This is a genomic window from Kitasatospora aureofaciens (assembly GCF_019192735.1).
Taxonomy (GTDB): domain Bacteria; phylum Actinomycetota; class Actinomycetes; order Streptomycetales; family Streptomycetaceae; genus Kitasatospora; species Kitasatospora aureofaciens_A.
This window is the reverse complement of sequence record NZ_JAHTKP010000008.1, coordinates 76,866-99,195: the sequence shown is the minus strand read 5'-3', so window position 1 is coordinate 99,195 and position 22,330 is coordinate 76,866. Positions and strand designations below refer to the sequence as shown.

The window sequence follows — 22,330 nt, the reverse complement described above, 5'->3', positions numbered from 1 at the left end:
GTCAGCCCCCGGGTCCCCGGGCTCAGACCGCGCTCGGGTCCCGCCCGAAGAAGCCCGCGAGCCTGTCGTACGGCGGCGCGTCCTCCGGCACGGCGACCTCCGGGCCGAACACGTGCCTCTCCTCCTCCGTCCCCCGGTACTCGGGCTTGAGCGCGCCGCGCGCCCAGGCGAGCGAGGCGAGCGCCACCTCGTGGTCCAGCCCGTCCGTCGACTGGTCGGTGGCGTGGGCCAAGTCCCAGCCGTGGACGGCGAACTCGGTGATCTCCTGGTCCACCGGGAACCGGACGGGCAGCGCACCCGCGCCGGGCACCTCCCGCATGCCGGAGAGGTCGCCGGCCGCCCGCCAGGCGTCGACCAGTTCCTCGGCGCCGGCCTCGAAGCGGTGCAGCCAGTCCTCCTCCACCCGCTCGAAGGGCTGCGACCAGTCCGGCCGACCGCCCTCGGCCTGGACGGTGAACTGCCGCAGGTCGTACAGCAGATGGCCGATCAGCATGCCGACGTCCCACGAGCGGCAAGGCGTCTGATGCCCGGCCAGCTCGACGCCCACCCCGTCGATCAGCCCTGCGGTCTGCGCGAGCACCCGCGCGAGCAGCTCGATCGGGTCTTCCATAGCGGTCATGACGCACCTCTCGTGGGCCGGCACACGTGATCGGACGACGCGATCGTAACCGCGCGCACGGACCACGGCCCGGCCTCCGGTTCCGGCGCCACGCCGGGGCCGGAGGCCGGAGGTCGAGGCCGAGGCCGGGCCACCGGCGGCGTCAGGCCGCGAAGCCGCCGTCCACCGCGAGTTCCGCCCCGGTCACGTACCGGGCGTCCTCACTCACCAGGTACGCGACGGCGGCGGCGACGTCCGCCCCGGTGCCGTACGCCCCGAGCGCGGTCAGCCCCCGCTGGAAGTCGGCCGACTCGCCGTCCGCCGGGTTCATATCGGTGTCGATCGGCCCGGGGTGGACGACGTTCGCGGTGATCCCGCGCGGGGCGAGCTCCCGGGCCAGCGCCTTGGTCAGCCCGATCGTCGCCGCCTTGCTGGTCGCGTAGAGCGTGGCGCCCGGGAAGGCGACGCGCTGGGCGATGCAGCTGCCGATCGTGACGACCCGGCCGCCCTCGGCCAGCCGCGCCGAGGCGGCTTGGGCGAACAGGTACGGCGCCCGGACGTTCACCTCCAGCACGCGGTCGACGTCGTCCAGAGCCATCTCCCCGATCGGGCCCATGACGCCCACGCCCGCGTTGTTCACCAGGATGTCGAGCCGCCCGAACCGCTCGGCGACGGCCGCCACCACCGCCTGCACCGCCTGCGGGTCCGCGCTGTCGGCCCGGACGGCCCAGCCGCGGCGCCCGAGCGCGGTGATCTTCGCCGCGACGGCCTCGGCCCGCTCGGCGCCGCCCTGGTAGGTCAGGGCGACGTCGGCGCCGTCCTCGGCCAGCCGCAGCGCGACCGCCGCCCCGATCCCCCGGCTGCCGCCGGTCACCAGGGCCACCTTGCCGTCGAGCCGCGCCACACCGTTCATCGTCATATCTGCAGAACTCCTTGTTCCGTTCTCGGACATGACTCGATCCTCGGCGGCGGAGCCCGAAACCTCCGGCGGTATTCGGACGTCGCGTTGAACCTTCAACAACGATCCCGTACGCCCGCGCTCTTACACAGGCGCCCGGTAGTGCGACCCCACCTCCGACACCCCGAACGCCCCCACGCGCAGCTCTCACCTCAATGCGCCCCCACGCACGCCGCCCGCCGCCACCAACACCCCGAGCGGCCACCCCTCGTCAGGGGTGGCCGCTCGGTGCGTGCGCGAGGAGGCGTCAGACGGTGAGGGTCTGACCCGGGAAGATGAGGTCCGGGTTGCCGCCGATGGTGCCGATGTTCTTGCCGTACAGGCCGTCGGTGTCGGTGCCGAACTTGGCCGCGATGTCGCTCAGCGTGTCACCGCTCCTGACGGTGTAGCTTCCGCCGGAGGTGTTCTTCTCCGCGCCGGACGACACTGCAGGCTTGGCCGGCTGCTCGGCCTTCGGCGCCTGCGGCTTCTGCTGGGCCCTCTGCTCGGCCCTCTGCTGAGCCTTGGGCGCCGCAGGAGCCGCCGGCTTCGACGGCTTCGCGGCCGGCTTGGCCGCCGGCTTCGACGGGGCCGCCGGGGCCGCCTCCGGGGCCCCCGCGGAGGTGTCGACCGCCGCCGGGGCGCCGCCCTTGCTCAGGCCCGCCTTCTGCGAGCACACGGGCCAGGCGCCCGGCCCCTGCGCAGCGAGGACCTTCTCGGCGACGGCGATCTGTTGCGCCCTGGTCGCCTGGTTGGCCTGGGAGGCGTACGCGGTCCCGCCGTACGCAGCCCAGGTGGACGGGGTGAACTGCAGTCCGCCGTAGAACCCGTTGCCGGTGCTGATGCTCCAGTTGCCGCCGCTCTCGCACTGGGCGACGGTGTCCCAGGCGGAGGTGGGCGCGGCAGAGGCCGAGGTGGCCGTGACGAGGCCGGCCACCGGCAGGGCCGCGACAGCGGCGCCTGCGACGACCGCCATCCGCACGCGGTTGCGCTTGGTGGCGGGGGAGGTGGTGGCAGCGGCGATCTCGTGACGGGGAGTCATATAGATCCTCTCGACAAGCCCCGGGCAGGCAGGCGGAATCAGGCCCTGGGACCGGGCCTGTCGTCGCGCTCGCCTCACTCGATGGACGGCCGCGCACGTGTCGGACGTGCCGTGCCGTCCCGGTCACCTCCGCTCGCCGACGGCCCGTTCGGGCCGGTCTCGTCGGCGGGCACGGCCCTCGCGCCGCGGGTCAGTCGGCGGGCCGTGCGTCGGGGTGAACCCGGGTGGCGCTCGTTGCGCCGCCAATGAAGCTACGGGCCACCCAGGGGTGCAGCAAGCAATTCTTCGACACCGCAGGTCAGTTGACTGTTACCGGCGGTATCGATCAAGAAAGCACGCCCCGTTTGTCTGGGTTTGACCGCATTTTCAAGATCAAATGATCAATTCCCGTGCCTGCGCTCACATCTGTCCATCCGTGAGGCCGGGCACACCATCAACTCACCGCAACCAGGAATCGACGCACCGTCACCACGGCAAGCGGAGTTCCCACTTCCGAGCCCGCGTCAGGTGGCATCCGCCACACCCACTACGCTCAGCGACAACCCGGAGACGCTCAGTCGCGTCCGTCCAGCTCCGCGTCCCGCGCCAGCAGCGCCGCCTGCACCCGGTTCCCGCAGCCCAGCTTGGCCAGGATCCGGCTGACGTACGTCTTCACCGTCGCCTCGCTCATGTGGATCCGCGCCCCGGCGTCGGCGTTCGACAGACCCTCACCGAGCAGCGCCAGCACCTCCAGCTCACGCTCGGTCAGCACCTCCAGCCGGCGCCGGGCCTCCGCACTGCGGGCGGCGGCCGAGCCGCTGCGCCCGGACGCCAGCGAGTCGACGATGTGCCGGGTGGCGGCCGGCGAGAGGAAGGCGTTCCCGCTCGCGGCGGCGCGCACGGCCTGGATGAGTTCCGCCGGCGCGGTGTCCTTGAGCAGGAAGCCCGCGCCGCCCGCGGTCACGGCGCGCAGGACGTTCTCGCGCTCCCCGAAGGTGGTGAGGATCAGCGCCCGCACGCCGGGGGCGACCCTCGGCAGCTCCCCGAGCGCCGTCAGCCCGTCCATCACCGGCATCTGGATGTCCAGCAGCACCACGTCCACCCGGTGCGCCCGGGCCAGCTCCAGCGCCTGCCGGCCGTCGGCGGCCTCCGCGACCACCTCGATGTCGTCGGCGGAGCCCAGGATCATCCTGATCCCGGCCCGGATGAGCGGCTCGTCGTCGGCGACGAGGACTCGGATCACGCTGGTCATCCCCTCGAACGGTGCTGCCGCGGCGCACTGCCGCGTCGGCACCATCCTCACATTCCCGCCGGTCAGCCCCTCACCAGGCGGTCAGTCCCTCACCAGGTGGTCAGTCCTTGACCGGGTAGTGCTCCTTGTCCACCAGCACCCCGTCCTTGAAGCAGAACCGCACCACGTTGTCCTCGGCCCACTTCTCGCTGACGTCGCTGGACAGGAAGTACCGGCACTGCGAGCCGTCCGGCGCGGGCGGTCCGCTCCCCTTGTAGGTGTCCGTGAAGAAGCCGTTGCCGGGCGGCAGCAGCTTCCGCACGTCCGCCTCCGCCTGGCCGACCTGGACCTCGTCGTACACCGACGTCTTCACCGTCGCGGCGTCGGTGCCCTGGACGAACGCCCACAGGCCCCAGATCACCAGGCCCAGCACGGTCAGCCCGACGACCACCACGCCGACCGCGCAGCCCAGTGCCGGGCTGCGGCGCCTGCCGTCGGCGTCCGCCGCGGACGGCAGGCCCTCCAGCACCCAGTCGTCGACCCCGGCTATTCCCGCGCCGCCGTCGCTCGCGCCGTCCGCCGCGCCCTCGTACGGGAGGACGGCGGCCAGCCGGAAGCCCTGGTCGGGCCTCGCCCCGGCGTGCACCATTCCGCCGACCAGCCGGGCGCGCTCCCGCAGGCCGGTGAGCCCCTGCCCACCGCTGACCACCTGGCCCGCGCCGGCGCGCACGCCCACGGGCTCCGGCGCGCGCGGATTGGTGACCTCCACCACCAGGGCGTCCGGCTCGTACCGGAGTGCGACCTCGATCGGCGCGCCGGGGGCGTGTTTGTGTGCGTTGGTGAGCGCCTCCTGCACGATCCGGTACGCCGCGTGGTCGACGGCGGCGGCCAGCGGGCGCCGCTCGCCCTCGCGGGAGAGCGAGACCAGCGTCCCGGCGGCCCGCGAGGACTCGACCAGCCCCTCGATCCCGTCCACCCCGCCGCGGCCGGGGGCGGCGCCCGCGCCGGTCGGCGCCGGCGGCACCGCCGTCGACTCGTCGTGCAGGACGCCGACCACCTCGCGCAGCTCCCGCATCGCGGCGACCGCCGCCTGCCGCAGCACGCCGACCGCCTCGCGCTGCCGGTCGGTGAGGGTCCGGTCCACCTCCAGCGCGCCCGAGTGGACGGAGATCAGCGCGAGCTGGTGGCCCAGGCTGTCGTGCATGTCCTGGGCGATCCGATGGCGTTCGCGCAGCCGCGCCTGGTGCACCACCATGACGCGCTCGCGCACCAGCTGGTCGTTGCGTTCGCGCAGCGCGTCCAGCAGGGCGCTGCGCTGCGCCCGGTAGCGGCCCCACAGCGCGGGCAGCACGGCCATCAGCAGGAAACCGCCGAGCGAGACCGCGATGATCACCTTCAGCGACATCGAGCCGGCGTCCTTCAGCACGCCGGTCACGGTGAACAGCAGCCAGCTGACGGCGAAGGCGGCGACCAGCAGGCCGACCCGGCGCACCCGGGCCCCGGCCACCCAGCCCGCCAGGACCAGCAGCGGGAGCGGCCCGGGCGCCCAGCCGGCCGCGGCCGCCGTCACCAGCAGCACGCTCGCCGGGAACGCCCGCCGCAGCAGGAACAGCAGCACGGTGCCGAGCCCGACCGGCACGGCGAAGCCGGTGTTGCCCGCCCACTCCAGCAGGACGGCGAGCCCGCCCATCACCAGGGCGAGCGCCGCCTCGCGCACCACCGTCCTGGGCCGCCAGGGCCCTGGCAGCGCCGTCCGTACCGCCTTCGTGCAGCCCCGTGCAATCGCGTTCACCCGTCGAGGCTATCCGGGTGGGCGAATCCCGTGCCGTCACCGTTCGTAGCAGCGCGGCCCGACGAAAGTCGTCCACCCCGCGCCACCTGCGGTTTCACCCGGCCACCGACACCGCCGAACTCACGCCGGACCGCCGGATTCCGTCAGCAACCGCCGAACTCCGTCAGCAGCAGCGCGACGTCGTCCACCCGGTGCGTCGAGCCGACGTCCCGTAGCAGCAGGTCGGCCAGGGCCTCCAGCCCACCCCCGGGCGCATGCGCGAACGCCACCCGCAGCCGGTCCACGCCCTGGTCGATCGGCACCGCCGGATCCTCCACCAGCCCGTCCGTGTAGAGCGCCAGCACCGACCCCGCCACCAGGCGCAGCTCGCTCACCGGGTACTCCGCCCCTTCGTCCACGCCCAGCAGCGGCCCGCCCGGCACGTACAGCGCCTCCGCCCGGCCGCCGGGTCGGCGCAGCAGCGGCGGCAGGTGCCCGGCCCGGGCGATCCGGACGGTGCCGTCGGCCGGGGTGAGCCGGGCCAGGCAGCAGCTGGCGAGCAGCCCGGGGTCGAGGTCGAGGTGCAGCCGGTTGGTGCGGGCGAGCACCCGGTCGGGCGGTTCGCCGCCGCTGGCGAAGGCGCGGACGGCGCTGCGCAGCTGGCCCATGGTGGCGGCGGCGCCGACGCTGTGGCCCTCGACGTCCCCGATCACCAGGGTGAGGTCACGGCCGGTGACGATCGCGTCGTACCAGTCGCCGCCGATCTCCATGCCCTGGGTGCCGGGCAGGTAGCGGGCGGCGATCCGGACGCCGGGCACGTCCGGCAGCCGGTGCGGCAGCAGCGCCTGCTGGAGGCCGCGGGCCAGCGTGAACTCGGCGTCGTAGAGGCGGGCGCGCTCCAGGGCCTGGGCGATGAAGCCGCCGAGGGCGGTGAGCAGGCCGCGATCCTCCACGGTGAACGGGCGCGGCTCGTCGAAGCCGAGGATGCAGCTGCCGACCGGGTGGCCTGAGGCGATCAACGGCAGGAAGGCCCAGGCACGCATCTCGTCGAGGGCGATGCCGGGGTAGGCGGCGGCGAGTTCGCCGATGTTCTCGAAGAAGATCGGGGTGCCCGTGCTGAGGGTCTCCGCGCCGGGGATCCGGGCGCCGATCGGGGTGCCCTCGAAGCGGTCGAGGAAGCCGTCCGGGTAGCCGGCCTGCGAGACCAGGTGGAGGCGCTTGTCGCGGACGGCGTAGATGGCGAGCTCCTGGCCGCCGAAGGCCGGCAGGATCTGCTCGGCGACGGTCCGGCAGACGTCCCGCACGCTGACCGCCTCGGTGAGCGCGCTGGCGAGCTGGAGCAGGTGGTAGGTGTCGCCGAGGCCCGGGCGGGCGCCGGGCGGCGGGGCGGTCGGCGGCTCGGCGGGCGCGCCCGGCGGGGCCTCGGCGGCGACCACCCGGCCGGTGACGCCGTGCGCGTCCGGGTAGAGCGAGAAGGCGAGCCAGCCGTCCGGCGGGCGGACGGCGAGGAAGGTCATGGGCTGCTGGGAGACCACCGCGGCCCGGTAGCGGTTCTCGTAGAACGGGTCGCCGAGCCAGGGCAGCACCTTCCAGGGGTGGTGGCCGATCAGCTCGTCGCGGGCGACGTGCAGCAGCGGCTCGACGCCGCGGTTGGCGTAGCTGATCCGCCCGTCCGGGTCGAGCGAGAAGACGCCCTCGCACAGGCGCTCGACGGCCGCCGCGGCGGCGGTGAGGGTGCGGGCGTCCAGGACGGCGCCGACCAGGTGGGTGCGGCCGTCCGCGATCGTCGACGGGACGCGCGCCCGCAGCTCCACGGGGTACGGGCGGCCGTCGCGCCCGAGTACGCGCACCCGCGCGGCCAGCACCTCGCCGCGCTCCAGGGCGAGCTTGGCGGCGGCCCGGAACTCGGACCGGTCGCCGGGCGCGATCCGGCCGGTGAGCGAGGTGACCCGGCCGTCGAACTCGCCGGGCGCGAAGCCGAAGATCTCCCGGAACTGCTCGTCGGCGGCGAGCGCGCCGGTCGCCACGTTCCAGTCGAACAGCCCGACCCGGGTGGTCGGCGCGGACGGCGGCGGGAGCTCCACCACCGGGGTGTCCCCGTTCGGCTCGACCAAGTGCCCGGCCTCCGCCAGCCGGGCCAGCCCGGCCGCCAGCCGCTCCGCCGCCGACCGCAGCCGCCGTGGCGAGCCCTCCGGCACCCCCTCGTCGGAGGCCGCCCACAGCACGCTGAGCACCCCGAACCGCTCCCCGCCCGCCGCCACCGGCACGGAGGCGGAGGCGAAGTCGTACGGCATCCCGACCGCGAGCTGCGGGAACCGCCGCATGGTGTCCTCGGTGTCGGCGAGGGTGATCGTCCGTCCGGTGCGGAAGCTGACCGCCACCGGCATCGGCCCGGCTGCCGCGACCCGCCGGAACGGGCTCATGATCGACAGCGGCACCCCGGCGATCGTGCACAGCACCAGCGACCGCCGGTCCCGCGAGCGCAGGTACACCATCGCCCCGTACGCCCCGGTGCCGCCGAGCACGGTCCGGACGGCAACCGCCAGCAGGGCGTCCCGGTCGTGCACGGCCTTGACGTCGGCAGCGGGCTCCCTGGGGGCACCGCCGGTCCCTCGCGGACCGTGCCGGTCCGCCGGCACACTCCGGCGCATGCTCTTTTGCTACGCCGGGCCCCGGGGCGTGTCAAGGCGAGGCCGACCCGCTTGCCGGGCCCGGTTGCACCGGCGTGGAACCCATGCCGACCGCATGCGCTGCCACGCCTCGTCACCGGCGGGCCGGCACCAGCAGGCCAGTGGACGGCGGACCGGTCCAGTCCCGCTAGCCGTTGCACCGTGATGCTCACGACCTTGCCGTGCGGCAGCGCGACCTGGTGCGCCGGCAGTAGATCGTGATCTTGATGGCGGGGCGGCCGAGAAGCAGAAACGGCCATCGGGCAGCCGTCACCCGATCAGCCGACATACGCTGACCCTGACCACCCCGCTCCCGCCACCGTCGGAGGGTCGATGAGCCGACGCCGCCCCGCCAGCCATCCGAGCGCGGACGACCTGCTGACCGAGCTCGAACGGCTCACCGCACGTGCGCTGGAGCACGCCGAGTTCCAGCGCGCCCAGGTGGAACTGGCCGAGGCGTTGCAGCGGGAGCTGCTGCCGTCCGCGTTGCCGCAGCCGCCGGGGCTGCGGGCGGCGGCCCGATATGCGCCGGCCCGTCACGGCCTGAGCATCGGCGGTGACTGGTACGACGGCTTCCGCCTGCCGGACGGCTCGGTGGCCTTCTCGCTCGGAGACGTCCAGGGCCATGACGTGGAGGCGGCGGCGCTCATGGGCCAGGTCCGGATCGGCCTGCGGGCCGTGGCGGCCACCGCCGCCGACCCCGGCGAGGTCCTTGAGCGGGCCAATGACCTGCTGATCTCGCTGGACAGCCGGCGCTTCGCCACCTGCAGCTTCCTGCGCTACGACCCGGCCACCGGGGAGCTGTCGCACGCCCGGGCCGGGCACGTCCCGCCGGTCTGGGCGAACGGCGACGGCCGCTGGGGACACTGCACCGACGAGGGCGGGCCGCCGCTCGGCGTCCTTCCCGGCGCGAAGTACCCGGTGACCCGCCACCGGCTCTCCGGGACCGGCGTCTTCGCGCTGGTCACCGACGGTGTGATCGAGGGCCCGGCGTTCCCGATCGACGCCGGGCTGGACCGGGTGGCGACCGTGCTGCGGGAGCGGGTCACGGACGAGCCGGACGAACTGGCCGCCGAACTTCTGCGGGTCGCCGACCTGACCGGGCACACCGACGACGCCGCCGTGCTGCTGCTGCGCCACGACCTGTAGGTGCCCAGGGCGACCGGGCCGGCAGGGAAGCCCGCGCGTGTCACGTCCGCTCCGCTGCCCGAACGTAGTCTGATGACTGCCGTGCCGCTGACCACGCTGCTCCGCCCCCGCGACCCCCGCCACCCGGCCGTGACCGCCCTGCGACTGCTCGCGATCACCGCGGTCTACCTCGCCGCCGGCCGGATCGGTCTGCTGCAGCAGGTGGTGGTCGGCGGGGCCAAGGTCACCCCGCTGTGGCCGCCGACCGGGATCGCGCTCACCTGCCTGCTGCTGTTCGGGCTCAGCAGTTGGCCGGCCGTGGCGCTGGGCGCCTACCTGGCGACCATCACCACCGGACCGCCGAACTGGGGCTCGCTCGGCATCATGGCCGGGAACACCCTCGCGCCGGTCGCCGCGTACCTGATGCTGCGCCGCGCACGCTTCCGTATCGAGCTGGACCGGCTCCGGGACGGGGTGGCACTGGTCTTCCTCGGCGCGTTCGCCGGAATGCTGATCAGCGCCACCATCGGCACCACGGTGCTGGTACTGATCGGCACGCTGCCGGCCGGCGGATTCTGGTCCACCTGGTCGGCCTGGTGGACCGGCGACGCGATGGGCGTCCTGGTGATCACCCCCCTGCTGCTGGCGCTGCGCACCGCCCGGCTGCCCACCGATCCGGGCCCGTTCGACTGGGTGGAGCCGGCCTTGCTGCTGGCCGGCACCGCCACCGTCACCGTGGTCGCCACCGCCACCACGCTGAGCCTGCTCTTCCTCGTCTTCCCGTTCCTGATCTGGGCGGCGCTGCGATTCCAGCTGTTCGGCGCGGCGCCCTGCGTCCTCCTGATCTCGGTGCTCACCATCGTGGCCGCCACCGACCACGCAGGCCCGTTCACCCGGCACGGGCTGGTCGCCGACATGGTGGTGCTGCAGGCGCTCAACGGCTGCGCGGCGCTGACCGGGCTGCTGCTGTCCGCGATCATCGCCGAGCAGCGCAACACCTACCGGCGGATCGAGCAGGCCTGCGTCGAGCTGGCCGAGGTGGTCAACCGACTGACCCCGGGCAAGGCGGACACCGGCCGGTGGCTGCCGCCGGAGGACGACGGCCGATAGCCATTCCCCCGGCCGCATCCACCCGTTGGCGCGCCACAGTCGGGCAAACGCAAGGACGCGCAGCCGGTGCGTGATCCGCACCGGCTGCGCGCCCGAAGGTGATCGGCCTGCTCAGGCCATCAGGTGCTCATGACTTTCGACCAGGTACGTTCCGTAATCGAACTGCCGTCCCAGCACCACATACCGCTCGTACTGGTCCCGGGTGATCCGCGGCCCGAAGTTGGCGAGCGTCCGCAGGAGCAGACGGAACGCCAGGTCGGGACACGCGTGTGCCGCGACCTCGTTGAGCCCGCCCCGACCTGCTCGCCCTCGTCCCCACCCTCCGCGGCCACCGCCTCGGCTGCTGGTGCCACCCCCTCCCCTGCCACGCCGACGTCCTCACCGACCTCGCCGACCACGGCCCGGGGCAGTGACCGACCCGGGCAGCGCCTCACAGCGCGGAGAGATCGACCTCCACCGGGTACGGCACCGTGGCCTTGACCAGCCCCGTGAACAGCTCGCCGACCCGGTAGCAGCGGCCCGCCGGGTCGAGGACGTACGTGTGGACGATCGGAACGCGACCGGCCGCCTGCTCGATCCGCCAGTAGAACGGAATGCCCGCCTTGGCGTACTGGTCCAGCTTGACCACCCGGTCGGTGGTCTCCGAGCCCGGCGAGACGACCTCGACGAGCAACAGCACGTGCGCGGGTCTGGTCGGCGACTCGTCGATGGTGTCCGCGCGGTAGACCACGACGTCCGGTCGGCGGTTGTTGAGCGGCACGTCCTGCAACCGGACGTCGAAGTCCGTGTCGGCGTTCCACTCGCTGCCGCCGGCGGCATCCAGCGCATTCGCCAGCAGCCGGGCCAGCCGGTTGTGCCGCTTGGAGGCGCTCGGGCTCACAACCACCATCCCGTCGACGATCTCGATGCCCGCACACTGCTCCTCGGTCCAGGAGTCGTACTGCTCACTGGTGATCTGCCGGTGCATCCACGCGGGTGTGATCATTTCGGCCGTCACGGCATACCTCCCCCGGGCTGATTGGGCGGGACTGTGCTGCTCACCACAGCCTATGACAGTCCGCCCGGCGGACTCCGACGGTTCGGGTGCTGTTCGATATCCTCCGTTCGACCGGCAGCGCGACGGCTGCCCCCGGGGGAAGCGAGAGTCCGTATGCAGTCGTCCGCGTCCGAGCGGTCCGCCGAGCAGGCCTCGTGGCAGTGGGACGGGGAGGCCGACGACGCGGCCGAGGCGCCCGGGGACGTGGTCGGCGGCGGAGGCGAGGGGCCGAGGTTGAGCCGACGCCGACTGCTGGCGGGGGCCGGCGTGCTGGCGGCCGGCGGGGCGGTCTGGGCGTTCACCCGGTCGGGTGGGGAGCAGCCGGCACCGGCGCCGTCGAAGCCGCAGCCCACCGCCCTCTCCGGGCCGCCCCCGGTGTGGACGTACCGCGGGCCCGAGGCGATGACGCCGGAGCGGCTCGTCGGCCGGTCCACCCGGCCGATCTTCGCCACCAGTGCCGGGCTCCAGCTGCTCGACCCGGCCACCGGCGCCCCCACCCGCATGATCCGCCTCGCGCCGCCGGACCGGAAGTTCGGAAGCGACGACCTGGTCTCCGCCCGGGTGGTGATCAGCGCCCACCGGGTCTTCACCACCTCCCACGGCCACGTCGACGGCCGCCACCTCACCGATCCGGCCGCCGACGTCACCGTCCCCCTGCCCGACGCGCTGGACGGCGACATCCTGTTCACCGGCTGCGACGGCACCACGCTCTACGGCACCTTCTACAACCTGCCGAAGCCGGGCGCCACCACAATGAATCAGCAGGCCTTCGCGCTGCGGATCGCGGACGGCGCGCTGCTCTGGACCTCCCCCGCCGACCGCGGCGAGCAGCTGCTCACCCCCGCGGCCGACCCCACCGGCACCATCACCGCCCTGCGCACCGCCGACGGCCGCACCGAACTGGTCGTCCGGGACGCCGCGACCGGCCGGCAGCGCTGGACGGCGGAGGGCAACGAGAACCTGCGCTGGTGCACGATCGGGCAGCGCGCCGTCTACGTGCCCGACGGCTCGGGCGGCCTGCGCGCCCTGGACCTGGCCACCGGCACGGAACGGTGGAAGTCCTCCCCCACCTCGCCCGAGCAGTGGCGCGCCATGCCACCGGTGGCCGACTCCGGCATGCTCTACGTCCCGCGCGACAACGGCGTGGTCAGCGGCCACGACGAGACCACCGGGGGCACGATCTGGTCACTCCAGGTGCCCTTCCTGCTGGACCGGCGCAGCCACCCGGTGGTGGTCAACGGCGTCGTCTACGTCCCCGGCCCGGCCGTCGGCGGCGTCTGCGCGATCGACGCCGCCAAGGGCACGCTGCTCTGGACTTTCCGGGACTCGGGCCCCGGCAAGGACGTGTGGTCGCTCGCCGCCGACGCCGACCATCTCTACGCCGGGCACGACGACGTCCTGCACGCCCTCCCGCTGGCCACGGTCTTCTGAGGGGGCCCGGCATGCAGGTACGCCCGATCTCGCCCGAGCGGCTCGCCGAACTCCTCGCCGACCGCATCACCGCCCTGCCCGGCGCCGGCGAACGGTGGCTGCGGGTCGCCGTCGACGGCGCCGCCGCAGCCCGCCCCGGGGACCTCGCCGACGCGCTGGTCGAGCCGCTGCGCCTGCGCGGGCTCCCGGCCCTGCGGGTGTCCGCCGGGGGCTTCCTGCGGCCGGCGTCCATCCGCCTGGAGTACGGCAAGCAGGACCCGGACGCCTTCCACGGCCTCTGGCTGGACGACGGCGCCCTGCTCCGCGAGGTCCTCGACCCGCTGGAGCCCGGCGGTACCGGCCGCGTCCTGCCCTCCCTGCGCGACCCGGTGACGGACCGCGCCACCCGCGCCCCGTACACCCAACTCCCGCCCGGCGGCGTGCTGTTGCTGGACGGCGCGCTGCTACTCGGCCGCTGGCTCCCGCTGGACCTGGCCGTCCACCTCGCCCTCACCCCGGCGGCCCTCGCCCGCCGCACCCCGCCCGACGAGCAGTGGACCCTCCCGGCCTTCGCCCGCTACGAGGCCGAGACCGTCCCCGCCGAGTCGGCCGACCTCACCATCCGCGCCGACGACCCCCGCCACCCGGCCCTCGTCGAACACGACTGACGCCCCGGCCTGCGGCCGGCCCTCACCCCGCCGGCCGCCGGCCCCCGTTCCGCGGGCCGCCGCCCCCGCCCTGGCCCGCCGGGGCCGGGCCCCGTTGGCAGTACGGGCACCAGAACGCCACCCGGTCCTGCGGCGGGGTGCCCTGGCGGGCGGTCAGCACCGGCGTCCCGCAGCGCGCGCACGGGCGGCCGGCCCGGCCGTAGACCCAGTGCTGGTGGCCGCGCCGGGTGTCACCGGTGGTGATGTGCCCTGCGCGCAGCTTGTTGGCGTCGAGCAGCTCCCGGGCGCGTTCCACCAGGCGGTCGGGGCTGCGGAGTTCGCCGACCGGGGTCCACGGGGTGACGCCGGCGAGGAAGCTCAGTTCGTTGGCGTAGACGTTGCCGATGCCGGCGAGGTTGCGCTGGTCGAGGAGGGCGTCGGCGAGCGGCCGGCCGGGGTGGGCGAGCAGGCGGCGGACGGCTTCGACCGGGTCCCAGTCGGGGCCGAGCAGGTCGGGCCCGAGGTGGCCGACGGCGCGCTCCTCGTCGGCGGTGCGCAGCAGTTCGACGACGGGCAGCCGGTAGCCGACGGCGGTGCCGCGCTCGGTGCCGAGGACGGCGCGGATCTGCCAGGCTGGGCCGCCGGCCCAGCGTTCGCCGGGGCGGTAGATCTCCCAGCGGCCGTCCATCCGGAGGTGGGTGTGCAGCGTGAGGCCGCCTTCGAGGCGGGTGAGGAGGTGCTTGCCGCGCGGGGCGACCTCCAGGACCCAGCGCCCGGCGAGTGCGGCGGTGGCGTGCGCGGGCACCCGCAGGTCGGCGCTGGTCAGCTGCACCCCGGCGAGGGTGTCGCGGAGCCGGGCCGCCGCGCGGTAGACGGAGTCACCTTCTGGCATGTCTCCATCCTGCCCCGCGCGACGGCCCGGTGCGGCTCCCGGTGCGGCTACTGCCCGGCAGGCGGGGGAACCTGCCCCTCCCGGACGACGACGACCGGGCAGGGCGCGTGCTCGGTGAGGTGGCGGCTGACCGAGCCGAGCAGCGCGCCGGAGAAGCCCCCGAGGCCCCGGCTGCCGACGACGACGAGCGCGGCGCCGTTCGCCGCCTCCAGGAGGGCCCGGGCGGCGTTGCCGGGCATGACGGTTTCGCTGATCCGGACGCCGGGGTCGTCGCCGACGACGTTGGTGACGCTCTGCGCGAGGGCCTTCCCGGCGAGTTCCTCCGGGCTGAAGCCCTCGGCGGGCGGCACGCTCATCCCGGACCAGCCGTAGAAGGCGGGGTACTCCCAGGCCGCGATCGCGGTGATGGTCCCGCCGACGGCCCGCGCGTAGTCGACCGCCCACCGCAGCGCCTGCTCCGAGGCGGGCGACCCGTCCACACCGACGACGATCCGGGGAATGGCGCTCATGCCGTTGCTCCCATGCCGTTGCTCCTTACGTGTGCCGACTTCACGCCGGACATAGATCAGATCGGACATACGACCGCTCATTGCCACGCCGAACCCGGCGTTCCGCATCCACGCCGCACAGCACGCCGGGCACACCGTCAACTCCGGTAGGCAGCCCACGAGTTGGCCATGCGCTGGGCCTGCCCCGGGGTGAACTGGGTCATACAGGAGTCGTAGCTGTAGTCCATGAAGTTGTGGATCGGGTCGAGGCCGGGCGAGGGGCAGGTGTGCCGGCCCTCGGGGCAGCCGTAGGCGGGGCTGCGCTCGGGCGGGGTGTCGTCGACGTAGTCGCCCGGGGGCAGGCAGCCGCCCTGGAAGGTGTGGAACAGGCCGAGCCAGTGGCCGGTCTCGTGGGTGGCGGTGGAACCCTCGTTGTAGTGGCCGGCCGAGCCGCCGGGCAGGGAGGCGTCGAGGACGACCACGCCGTCGTCGGTCGGGTCGGACCGGTAGGCGTCAGGGAAGGTCGCCCAGCCGAGCAGGGACTGGCCGAGCTTGGCGGTGTAGAGGTTGAGGGTGCCCGCGCCGCCCTTGCGCAGGGTGCTCTTCATCGCCCGCTCGGCCGAGGAGCCGGGGGTCATGCCGTCGTACCAGGCGGCGTTGTCGGTGTAGTCGGTGCCGGCCAGCGCGAACTGGAACCCGCTGGGGGTGTTGCCGTTGCCCTGGCCGCCGTAGGTGGCGTTGAGGTGGTCGATCTGGGCGGTGACGGTGCTGTCGGCGAGGCGGCCGGTGTTCCCGGAGTGGATCACGTGGACGTACACCGGGATCGTCGTCGTGACGCCGCCGCCGAAGGCGTGGGCGCCGGACAGCTGGGCGAGGCGCTTGTGGAGGTCGGCGTCCATGGCCCGGGCCTGGGCCGCGCTGACGGCGTTGGGGTCGTGCCCGGCCTCGCTGCCGACGGGCCTGCGGGCGGCGGCGTCGGTGCCGTCGCACACGGCGGCCGGCGCGGCGACGGCGTGCGGAGCCGGGGCCCCGAGCTGGCTGAGGCCGGCGGCGACGACGAGCGCGGCGGCGCAGGGGAACAGGCGGGGGGCACGCGAGCCCACCCGGACAGAACGGCGCATCTGCGCTCCTGACAGGTGGAGTTGACGGAGTGTCGGCAGTGTCGGCCGTGCGCGCGACTCGCCGAGACTACGACGCCGTGAAGACGATCTCCCGCAGGGCGCGCGCGGCGGCCCGGTCGAGTACCACGGCCGACGCACACCCGGCCGGCGGCTCCCCGGTGCCGGCGAGGCCCCCGTTCAGCCGTCGGGCGGCGGCCCGGTGCCGGGCGAAGGCGTACCGGGAGACGGTCTGGCCGCGCGCCTGCTGGCCGTCGCGGGCCTCGGCGGCGCCGGCGTCGAGCAGCAGCAGGTGCACCCGTCGGCCCTGGCGCGCGGCGGCGGCGACGAGCCAGGCCCGCACCCAGGGCAGCGCCCCGCAGTCGTGCACGGCGAGCGGCCCGCCGTCCAGCACCGCGCGCCGAAGCCGGCGGTAGTGGGCGATCCGGACGAGCGGGCGGTAGAGCGCGTACGGGAGGCGGGCGGGCAGCCGGGCCGCGTACTCCTCGCGGACCGGCTGGGAGTCGATCAGCGGGGCGCGGATGCTGCGCCGCATCAGGGTGCTCTTGCCGCTGCCGGGCAGGCCGGAGACGACGAGGAGGTCCCCGGCGGGGTAGTGCAGCGCCGCCGGGGCGGGGCTGCGCCGCAGGTCGTGCAGGCCGCGCGGACGCAGCGTCCCGGGGGTGACACCCCGAGGCGGCGGCACCCGGGGCACCGCCGCCTCCACCGTTCGCGTCCTGGTCACCCTGGCCTCCCCCTGCCGTTACTCCCATGGAGCCTCCAGGGAGCATGGCGCATTCCCAAGAGAGAGTAAAGGCCGTGGTCAGACCGGGTACGCGGAGCGGTCAGCCGAGCTGCGGGGCGACCCGGGTCGCGATGAGCTCCAGGTGGTCGAGGTCGTGCAGGTCGAGGATCTGCAGGTAGATCCGCTGGGAGCCGACGGCCGCGTACCGGCCGATCTTCTCCGCCACCTCGTCGGGGGTGCCGGCCAGGCCGTTCGCCTTCAGCTCGTCGACCTCGCGGCCGATCGCGGCGGCGCGGCGGGCCACCTCGGCGTCGTCGCGGCCGACGCAGGCGACCAGGGCGTTGGAGTACACGAGGTCCTCCGCCTTGCGCCCGGCCTGCTCGACGGCGGCGCGGACCCGGCCGAACTGGGCCTCGGTGTCCGGCAGCGAGGCGAACGGCAGGTTGAACTCGTCCGCGAAGCGCGCGGCCAGCGCCGGGGTCCGCTTCGGCCCGCCGCCGCCGACCAGCACCGGGATGCGCTCCTGCGCGGGCTTGGGCAGGGCGGGCGAGTCCGTGAGGGTGTAGTACTCGCCGGTGAAGTCGAAGGTGTCGCCGACCTTGGTGTTCCAGAGGCCGGTGATGATCGCCAGCTGCTCCTCCAGCCGCCCGAACTTCTCCTTCGGGAACGGGATGCCGTACGCGGTGTGCTCCGCCTCGTACCAGCCGGCGCCGAGGCCGAACTCGACCCGGCCGCCGCTCATCGCGTCGACCTGGGCGACCTGGATCGCGGTGACGCCGGGCAGCCGGAAGGTGGCGGCGGTCATCAGGGTGCCGAGGCGGATGGTGCTGGTGTCGCGGGCGAGGCCGGCCAGGGTGATCCAGGCGTCGGTCGGCCCGGGCAGGCCGTCCGCACCGCCCATCTTCAGGTAGTGGTCGGAGCGGAAGAAGGCGCTGAAGGCGCCCAGGTCCTCGGCGGTGCGGGCGACCGTCAGCAGGGTGTCGTAGGTCGCGCCCTGCTGGGGCTCGGTGAAGATTCGAAGATCCATACGACCCATTCTGGTACGGACGGCCCGCCGGTCACGGCACAGAACCGGCCAATGCACGGCGTGTTCCCAATCCGGCCGTGGGGTGGCAAAGGTCTCAGCACGGAAGCGTCACGGCCTTCCGCTCCCGCCGCCCGGCTCGCCTACCGTGGACGGATGTTCGCCACCTCCGACGAGCCCCACGGACGCTCCCCCGACGAACCGGCCGGCTGCCCGCTGCCGGGCATCGTCGCCGCCTTCACGCCCCGGCTGGCCGAGTTCGCCTTCGAGCCCGGCCTCGTCGCGTCGGTCGACCAGCACGCCGCCGAGCTGCGCGAGCTGCTGTACGCGCAGGGGCCGGAGCTGCTGCCCCGGCCCCTGGACCGTGAGGAACTGTCGGACTACGCACTGGGCTTCCTGGACGCGCTCGCCGAGATCGGCTGGCGGGAGCCGGTGGGGTACGACTTCGCCGTCGGCCGGCTCACCGCGATCTGCTGGCTGGTGCGCGAGCAGGGCCTGCTCACCGCCTGACGGCGCGCCCCCCGGGCTCCGGCTTGATCCCCCGGGTGAACCGTGCTCTCCGCACCGCACCCGCGACCGCGTCCGCCGGCCGCGCGTACAGTTGGCTGTCCACGGACGAACGGCGGGGGCGGGGAGGGCGCGAAGTGAGCGGGACCAGAACTGAGGACGGTACGGCCGGACACCCGGCGCTCCAGCGTGACGGGCACCGGGCGCTGCACTGGCGGGTCCGGCCGGAGCGGCCCGGCGCGGCGGTCATCGTGCTGCACGGTGGCGAGGAGCGCAACCTCTCCCGCCCCGGCCGCCTCAACCTGCCGCTGCTGCGGATGCACGGCTTCCTCCGCGCCCTGGGCAGGGCCACCGCGGGCGCGGACATCGCCATCGGCACCGTCCGCTACCGTCACCGCGGCTGGAACGACGAGCGCGCCGACGCCGCCCGGGACGCGCTCGCCGCCCTCGACGACCTCGCGAAGGAGCTCGGCCCGGTGCCGACCGTCCTGGTCGGGCACTCGATGGGCGGCCGGGCGGCCCTGCACGCGGCCGGCCACCCGAACGTGACCGGGCTGGTCGCGCTGGCCCCCTGGTGCCCGGCCGAGGACCCGTGCGAGCAGCTGGCCGGCCGCGACGTGCTGATGCTGCACGGCGACCGCGACACCGTCACGCCGCCCGCCGACACCCACGCCTTCGCCGCCCGCAGCCGCGCCGCCGGCGCCCGCGTCTGCGGCTACACCGTCACCGGCAGCGGGCACGCCATGCTCCAGCGCATCCCCGACTGGCACCGTGCCACCGCCCACCTCGCCACTGCCCTCCTCGGCCTGCGCGACCTCCCCGCCGAGACCGTCTCCGCCCTCGCCCTGCCGCCCGCCTCCCGCGAGGCCCTCACCCTCCCGCTCCCGCGCCAGCCGCGCACGGTCTCCCCGGTGCCGCGCAGCGCCTGACGGTTCCTGAACCGCGAACGGCCGTACCGAATTCGCCTTCTCCCCCGGCTCCGTGCTGTTGTTGGCCACGTGATCACTTCAACGCTGTCCCGGGTGGCCCTGACGGTCACCGCTGCCGTGCTCCTCACCACCGCCGGTGCCACCTCGGCGTCGGCCGGCCGCCGCGATGTCACCGCCGAGACGTGCCGGAACGCCGGCGGCAGCGTGCAGGGCTCCGGCTACTGCGTCGACGCCGTCGGCGAGGACGAGTGGGGGGCACCCATCGACGGGCAGGCCGTCAACCCCCACCCCAACGAATGGGACCGGTGACGTCCGACCCGAAGACGACACCCTGGACCAAGACCCACTCCCGAAGGCGTACTTCGACCGTCTCCACCGCTCGTGCACGAATTTCCCCGCGATCTCCCCCACCCCCGCCGCACTCCGCCGGTGACCAGCCACTACGCTCTGGACCGCGCCGCGCCGCAGGGCCGGCGGAGACGATCCACACGGGGGAATTCCGATGCGTTACCTGGTCCGCGACCGCATGTTCGCCTTCCACGAGGAGGCCTGGATCGAGACCGAGCACCGCGAGAAGCTCTACCGCGTCAACCGGAAGTTCCTCCGGCTGCGCCGCACCTTCGCCCTGGTCGACACCCGCGGCGAACACGTCGCCGCCATCGTCCGCAAGGCCTTCACCCTCCACCACACCCTGCTGATCAAGCAGGACGGCGCGGTGACGGCCAAGATCAGCAAGCGGATGTTCACGCTCTTCGGCGACCGCTTCAAGGTCCGCCTGCGGGACGGCCGCCGGCTGAAGATAGCCGGCAACCTCTGGGACCGCGAGTTCGACATCCGCCACGACGGCACCACACTCGCCCACATATCCCGCCGCTGGTTCACCATCCGCGACGCCTACGCCGTCGACGTCCTCAGCCACCAGGACGCCCTCCTCCTCGTCATCCTCGCCGTCTGCGTCGACCACACCCTCCAGGACGCCAAGGGCGACCAGCTCACCAACCTCTGACGGCCGTCTCCCGGACGGGCCGAGTGTGTGTCAGGATCCCCCGGTAGCCGTGTCCATGCGGACCGGGTCCGGCGGGGCAGCCGGCGTCCACCACCCTCACTCTCCAGGCCGGGGTGACCATGAGAAGACTCGCGCTCCGCTTACTGTCCGTGGCAACGGCCTTGTCCGCGTTGCTCGTTGTGCCACCGGGGGCCGCCTCGGCCGCCGTGCCGGCGGCCGCCCCCGTGCCGCTGACCGGGGCGCAGCTGGCGGCCTCCTGGGCGGGGCCGTTGAGCACCCGCGGGCGGTACATCGTCGACGCCGCCGGCAACCGGTTCAAACTCCGGGCGGGCAACTGGTCGGGGGCCCAGGGGACTTGGCAGGGCAGCGGGTCCACCACCGATCCGGCGGACAACCAGGCCGGGCAGGTCTCCTACAACCTGCCGCTCGGCCTCGACCGGACTCCCCTGCCCGAGATCCTGGCCGGCTTCCACAGCCTCGGCCTGAACAGCGTCCGGCTGCCGTTCGCGGACGCGATGATCCGCGACACCGCGGCCGTCCCGGACGCCGCCGTCGCGGCCAACCCGCAGCTGCGCGGCAGCACGCCGCTCCAGGTCTATGACGCCGTGGTGGCGGCCCTGACCGCCGACGGGTTCGCCGTCGTCCTCAACAACCACACCACCACGTACCGGTTCTGCTGCGGCCTGGACGGCAACGAGCGCTGGAACAGCAGCCAGTCCACCCAACAGTGGGAGGAGGACTGGCTGTTCATGGCGAACCGGTACCGCGACAACAAGCGCGTCGTCGGTGCCGACCTGCGCAACGAGGTCCGCCGCGACACCTGGGACGACCCCAACTGGGGCATGGGCGACGGGCACGACGAGTACGCCGCCTTCGAGGAGGCGGGCAACCGGATCCTCCAGGCCGACCCCGACCTGCTGATCATCATGGAGGGCATCAACTGGCAGGGCATCCCGCTGGCCGGGCTCCCGCACGGCCGTCCGATGCTCAAGCCGGTCGCAACGCTCTCCAACACCCTGATCGACTCCGGCAAGTTGGTCTACTCGGCGCACTTCTACGCCTACACCGGCTCGGCCAACACCGGTGCGGGCAGCGGCCCGGGCGCGACCAGCGACCCGCGCTACGAGGACCTCACGCCCGAGCAGTTGGCGGCGGTGGTCGACGAGGAGGCGCTCTTCGTCACCCGCACCGGGCAGCACTTCACCGCCCCCGTCTGGATCAGCGAGTTCGGCGCGGGCGGGCGCGGCTCGACCGACGCCAAGGAGCACGCCTGGCTCGACCACTTCACCACGATCCTCGCCGCCCACGACACCGACTTCGCCGTCTGGCCGCTCGTCGGCTGGCACAACGACGGCGTGCCGCAGGACAGTTGGGCACTGCTTCACTACGACCGGGCGGGCCGGCGGCTCAGCATCGAGGACCCGAACGACTGGCGTGCCGACGACTGGAACCGGCTGGTCACGGCCCCCTCGTACACCGGACGGGTGCCGGACGCGCCGCACTGGAACCTGCTCGACCTCGACCACGCCGACCAGAACGTCTCCCGGCACATGCTCGCCCTCCCGGACTGGAGCAGCGGCAACCGCAAGGGCAACTGCCCGGACGGGCAGCGCCTGAGCGGCCTGGGCCGCGGCGACGGCCGGGGCCTGTGCACCGACGCCGGGCAGCCAGGTACCGGGCAGCCGGCCACCGGGCCGGGCGACTGGGTCACCGTGACCGACGAGCGCTACGTCACCGACGGCGACTGGGCCTCCGGCTACAACAAGCTCCAGTGCCCGGCCGGCCACCTCGCCGTCGGCTACAGCGTCCACGACAACGCGATGGCGGCACTGCTGTGCGCGCCGGCGGCCACCGCGCTGCCCGCGACGGGACGGGTGCTCTGGTTCGACCGCGGCGACAACCGGCCACCCGCCGACACCGGCGCCGACTCCGCGGCGAGCGACTGGGCACCGGGGTCCTACAAGGGCCAGTGCGCGTCGGGCGAGTACGTCGCGGGTGTGGCCATGACGTGGCGGTGGCTGCAGGGCGGCGTCCCGGACGCACTGCTCTGCCGGCCGTTGGGCTGAGCCGCGCCCGGCAGCTTC

23 protein-coding genes are annotated in these 22,330 nt (G+C 74.0%); 11 read left to right on the top strand and 12 right to left on the bottom strand.

Annotated features, from left to right (window positions below):
• Nucleotides 1-22: 22 nt before the first annotated feature.
• The 3 genes from KV557_RS11340 to KV557_RS11330 all read right to left on the bottom strand — a co-directional run bounded on the left by KV557_RS11340 (nt 23) and on the right by KV557_RS11330 (nt 2,577).
• Entirely contained in the window at nt 23-619 is a 597-nt protein-coding gene (locus tag KV557_RS11340) for a TIGR03086 family metal-binding protein (RefSeq protein ID WP_218199705.1), read from the bottom strand.
• Nucleotides 620-761: 142 nt separating this feature from the next.
• Nucleotides 762-1,517, bottom strand: coding sequence for an SDR family NAD(P)-dependent oxidoreductase (locus KV557_RS11335; RefSeq protein WP_374106615.1), 756 nt, complete (start codon nt 1,515-1,517; stop codon nt 762-764).
• Between the two features lie 286 nt (nt 1,518-1,803).
• Nucleotides 1,804-2,577, bottom strand: a complete 774-nt coding sequence (locus tag KV557_RS11330; protein ID WP_218199704.1) for a LysM peptidoglycan-binding domain-containing protein — start codon at nt 2,575-2,577, stop codon at nt 1,804-1,806.
• Nucleotides 2,578-2,801: 224 nt separating this feature from the next.
• On the opposite strand from KV557_RS11330, the gene KV557_RS11325 reads away from it, so the two are divergent.
• Complete coding sequence (locus tag KV557_RS11325) at nt 2,802-2,957, top strand: hypothetical protein (protein WP_218199703.1); 156 nt, start codon at nt 2,802-2,804, stop codon at nt 2,955-2,957.
• Between the two features lie 173 nt (nt 2,958-3,130).
• On the opposite strand, the gene KV557_RS11320 is transcribed toward KV557_RS11325, so the two are convergent.
• From KV557_RS11320 to KV557_RS11310, 3 genes are all read right to left on the bottom strand, one after another.
• A complete protein-coding gene (locus tag KV557_RS11320) occupies nt 3,131-3,799 on the bottom strand; it encodes a response regulator transcription factor (protein WP_218199808.1) in 669 nt (222 codons plus the stop codon).
• Between the two features lie 109 nt (nt 3,800-3,908).
• Nucleotides 3,909-5,579 carry a sensor histidine kinase gene (locus tag KV557_RS11315; protein WP_308129851.1) on the bottom strand — a complete coding sequence of 557 codons (1,671 nt, stop codon included), beginning with the start codon at nt 5,577-5,579 and terminating at the stop codon, nt 3,909-3,911.
• A 143-nt stretch (nt 5,580-5,722) separates the two neighbouring features.
• On the bottom strand, nt 5,723-8,209 hold the full coding sequence (locus KV557_RS11310; RefSeq protein WP_218199702.1) for a SpoIIE family protein phosphatase: 2,487 nt from the start codon (nt 8,207-8,209) through the stop codon (nt 5,723-5,725).
• A gap of 351 nt (nt 8,210-8,560) precedes the next feature.
• Between KV557_RS11310 and KV557_RS11305 the strand changes: the two genes are divergently transcribed.
• The 3 genes from KV557_RS11305 to KV557_RS11295 all read left to right on the top strand — a co-directional run bounded on the left by KV557_RS11305 (nt 8,561) and on the right by KV557_RS11295 (nt 10,878).
• Nucleotides 8,561-9,376 (top strand): PP2C family protein-serine/threonine phosphatase, encoded by an 816-nt coding sequence (locus tag KV557_RS11305; RefSeq protein ID WP_218199701.1) that lies wholly within the window; start codon nt 8,561-8,563, stop codon nt 9,374-9,376.
• A 72-nt stretch (nt 9,377-9,448) separates the two neighbouring features.
• Nucleotides 9,449-10,465 (top strand): MASE1 domain-containing protein, encoded by a 1,017-nt coding sequence (locus KV557_RS11300; protein WP_218199700.1) that lies wholly within the window; start codon nt 9,449-9,451, stop codon nt 10,463-10,465.
• 299 nt (nt 10,466-10,764) lie between these two features.
• Nucleotides 10,765-10,878 carry a DUF4326 domain-containing protein gene (locus KV557_RS11295; RefSeq protein WP_218199806.1) on the top strand — a complete coding sequence of 38 codons (114 nt, stop codon included), beginning with the start codon at nt 10,765-10,767 and terminating at the stop codon, nt 10,876-10,878.
• 17 nt (nt 10,879-10,895) lie between these two features.
• Here the strand turns inward: KV557_RS11295 and KV557_RS11290 are convergent, their stop codons facing one another.
• Complete coding sequence (locus KV557_RS11290) at nt 10,896-11,462, bottom strand: Uma2 family endonuclease (protein ID WP_218199699.1); 567 nt, start codon at nt 11,460-11,462, stop codon at nt 10,896-10,898.
• A 153-nt stretch (nt 11,463-11,615) separates the two neighbouring features.
• Between KV557_RS11290 and KV557_RS11285 the strand changes: the two genes are divergently transcribed.
• Nucleotides 11,616-12,932 (top strand): outer membrane protein assembly factor BamB family protein, encoded by a 1,317-nt coding sequence (locus tag KV557_RS11285; protein WP_218199698.1) that lies wholly within the window; start codon nt 11,616-11,618, stop codon nt 12,930-12,932.
• 11 nt (nt 12,933-12,943) lie between these two features.
• The gene (locus KV557_RS11280) at nt 12,944-13,579 is read left to right on the top strand and encodes a uridine kinase (RefSeq protein WP_218199697.1); all 636 of its coding nucleotides are present in this window, start codon (nt 12,944-12,946) and stop codon (nt 13,577-13,579) included.
• 22 nt (nt 13,580-13,601) lie between these two features.
• Here the strand turns inward: KV557_RS11280 and KV557_RS11275 are convergent, their stop codons facing one another.
• The 5 genes from KV557_RS11275 to KV557_RS11255 form a co-directional block, all read right to left on the bottom strand.
• Nucleotides 13,602-14,450: a DNA-formamidopyrimidine glycosylase family protein gene (locus tag KV557_RS11275; RefSeq protein ID WP_218199696.1), complete on the bottom strand. Its 849-nt coding sequence runs from the start codon at nt 14,448-14,450 to the stop codon at nt 13,602-13,604.
• A 47-nt stretch (nt 14,451-14,497) separates the two neighbouring features.
• Complete coding sequence (locus KV557_RS11270; protein WP_218199695.1) at nt 14,498-14,959, bottom strand: universal stress protein; 462 nt, start codon at nt 14,957-14,959, stop codon at nt 14,498-14,500.
• Between the two features lie 137 nt (nt 14,960-15,096).
• Nucleotides 15,097-16,059: a zinc metalloprotease gene (locus tag KV557_RS11265; protein ID WP_218199694.1), complete on the bottom strand. Its 963-nt coding sequence runs from the start codon at nt 16,057-16,059 to the stop codon at nt 15,097-15,099.
• Nucleotides 16,060-16,126: 67 nt separating this feature from the next.
• Entirely contained in the window at nt 16,127-16,780 is a 654-nt protein-coding gene (locus KV557_RS11260) for an AAA family ATPase (protein WP_218199693.1), read from the bottom strand.
• A gap of 100 nt (nt 16,781-16,880) precedes the next feature.
• Nucleotides 16,881-17,807 carry an LLM class F420-dependent oxidoreductase gene (locus KV557_RS11255; RefSeq protein WP_218199692.1) on the bottom strand — a complete coding sequence of 309 codons (927 nt, stop codon included), beginning with the start codon at nt 17,805-17,807 and terminating at the stop codon, nt 16,881-16,883.
• A gap of 153 nt (nt 17,808-17,960) precedes the next feature.
• Here KV557_RS11255 and KV557_RS11250 point away from each other — a divergent pair, with 153 nt between their 5' ends.
• The 5 genes from KV557_RS11250 to KV557_RS11230 all read left to right on the top strand — a co-directional run bounded on the left by KV557_RS11250 (nt 17,961) and on the right by KV557_RS11230 (nt 22,312).
• Nucleotides 17,961-18,314, top strand: coding sequence for a DUF6401 family natural product biosynthesis protein (locus KV557_RS11250; RefSeq protein ID WP_218199691.1), 354 nt, complete (start codon nt 17,961-17,963; stop codon nt 18,312-18,314).
• Nucleotides 18,315-18,448: 134 nt separating this feature from the next.
• Nucleotides 18,449-19,240 (top strand): alpha/beta fold hydrolase, encoded by a 792-nt coding sequence (locus KV557_RS11245; RefSeq protein ID WP_308129850.1) that lies wholly within the window; start codon nt 18,449-18,451, stop codon nt 19,238-19,240.
• A gap of 69 nt (nt 19,241-19,309) precedes the next feature.
• The gene (locus KV557_RS11240; RefSeq protein WP_218199690.1) at nt 19,310-19,549 is read left to right on the top strand and encodes a hypothetical protein; all 240 of its coding nucleotides are present in this window, start codon (nt 19,310-19,312) and stop codon (nt 19,547-19,549) included.
• 193 nt (nt 19,550-19,742) lie between these two features.
• Nucleotides 19,743-20,246, top strand: a complete 504-nt coding sequence (locus tag KV557_RS11235; protein ID WP_218199689.1) for an LURP-one-related/scramblase family protein — start codon at nt 19,743-19,745, stop codon at nt 20,244-20,246.
• A 119-nt stretch (nt 20,247-20,365) separates the two neighbouring features.
• Nucleotides 20,366-22,312, top strand: coding sequence for a glycoside hydrolase family 5 protein (locus tag KV557_RS11230; protein ID WP_218199688.1), 1,947 nt, complete (start codon nt 20,366-20,368; stop codon nt 22,310-22,312).
• Nucleotides 22,313-22,330: the final 18 nt, after the last annotated feature.

Excerpts from the sequence above, each read along its gene's own strand:
- KV557_RS11340 (WP_218199705.1), bottom strand. The coding sequence starts at position 619 with ATGACCGCTATGGAAGACCCGATCGAGCTGCTCGCGCGGGTGCTCGCG.
- KV557_RS11335 (WP_374106615.1), bottom strand. The coding sequence starts at position 1,517 with ATGACGATGAACGGTGTGGCGCGGCTCGACGGCAAGGTGGCCCTGGTG.
- KV557_RS11330 (WP_218199704.1), bottom strand. The coding sequence starts at position 2,577 with ATGACTCCCCGTCACGAGATCGCCGCTGCCACCACCTCCCCCGCCACC.
- KV557_RS11310 (WP_218199702.1), bottom strand. The coding sequence starts at position 8,209 with ATGCGCCGGAGTGTGCCGGCGGACCGGCACGGTCCGCGAGGGACCGGC.
- KV557_RS11305 (WP_218199701.1), top strand. The coding sequence starts at position 8,561 with ATGAGCCGACGCCGCCCCGCCAGCCATCCGAGCGCGGACGACCTGCTG.
- KV557_RS11300 (WP_218199700.1), top strand. The coding sequence starts at position 9,449 with ATGACTGCCGTGCCGCTGACCACGCTGCTCCGCCCCCGCGACCCCCGC.
- KV557_RS11285 (WP_218199698.1), top strand. The coding sequence starts at position 11,616 with ATGCAGTCGTCCGCGTCCGAGCGGTCCGCCGAGCAGGCCTCGTGGCAG.
- KV557_RS11280 (WP_218199697.1), top strand. The coding sequence starts at position 12,944 with ATGCAGGTACGCCCGATCTCGCCCGAGCGGCTCGCCGAACTCCTCGCC.
- KV557_RS11275 (WP_218199696.1), bottom strand. The coding sequence starts at position 14,450 with ATGCCAGAAGGTGACTCCGTCTACCGCGCGGCGGCCCGGCTCCGCGAC.
- KV557_RS11270 (WP_218199695.1), bottom strand. The coding sequence starts at position 14,959 with ATGAGCGCCATTCCCCGGATCGTCGTCGGTGTGGACGGGTCGCCCGCC.
- KV557_RS11265 (WP_218199694.1), bottom strand. The coding sequence starts at position 16,059 with ATGCGCCGTTCTGTCCGGGTGGGCTCGCGTGCCCCCCGCCTGTTCCCC.
- KV557_RS11255 (WP_218199692.1), bottom strand. The coding sequence starts at position 17,807 with ATGGATCTTCGAATCTTCACCGAGCCCCAGCAGGGCGCGACCTACGAC.
- KV557_RS11250 (WP_218199691.1), top strand. The coding sequence starts at position 17,961 with ATGTTCGCCACCTCCGACGAGCCCCACGGACGCTCCCCCGACGAACCG.
- KV557_RS11235 (WP_218199689.1), top strand. The coding sequence starts at position 19,743 with ATGCGTTACCTGGTCCGCGACCGCATGTTCGCCTTCCACGAGGAGGCC.
- KV557_RS11230 (WP_218199688.1), top strand. The coding sequence starts at position 20,366 with ATGAGAAGACTCGCGCTCCGCTTACTGTCCGTGGCAACGGCCTTGTCC.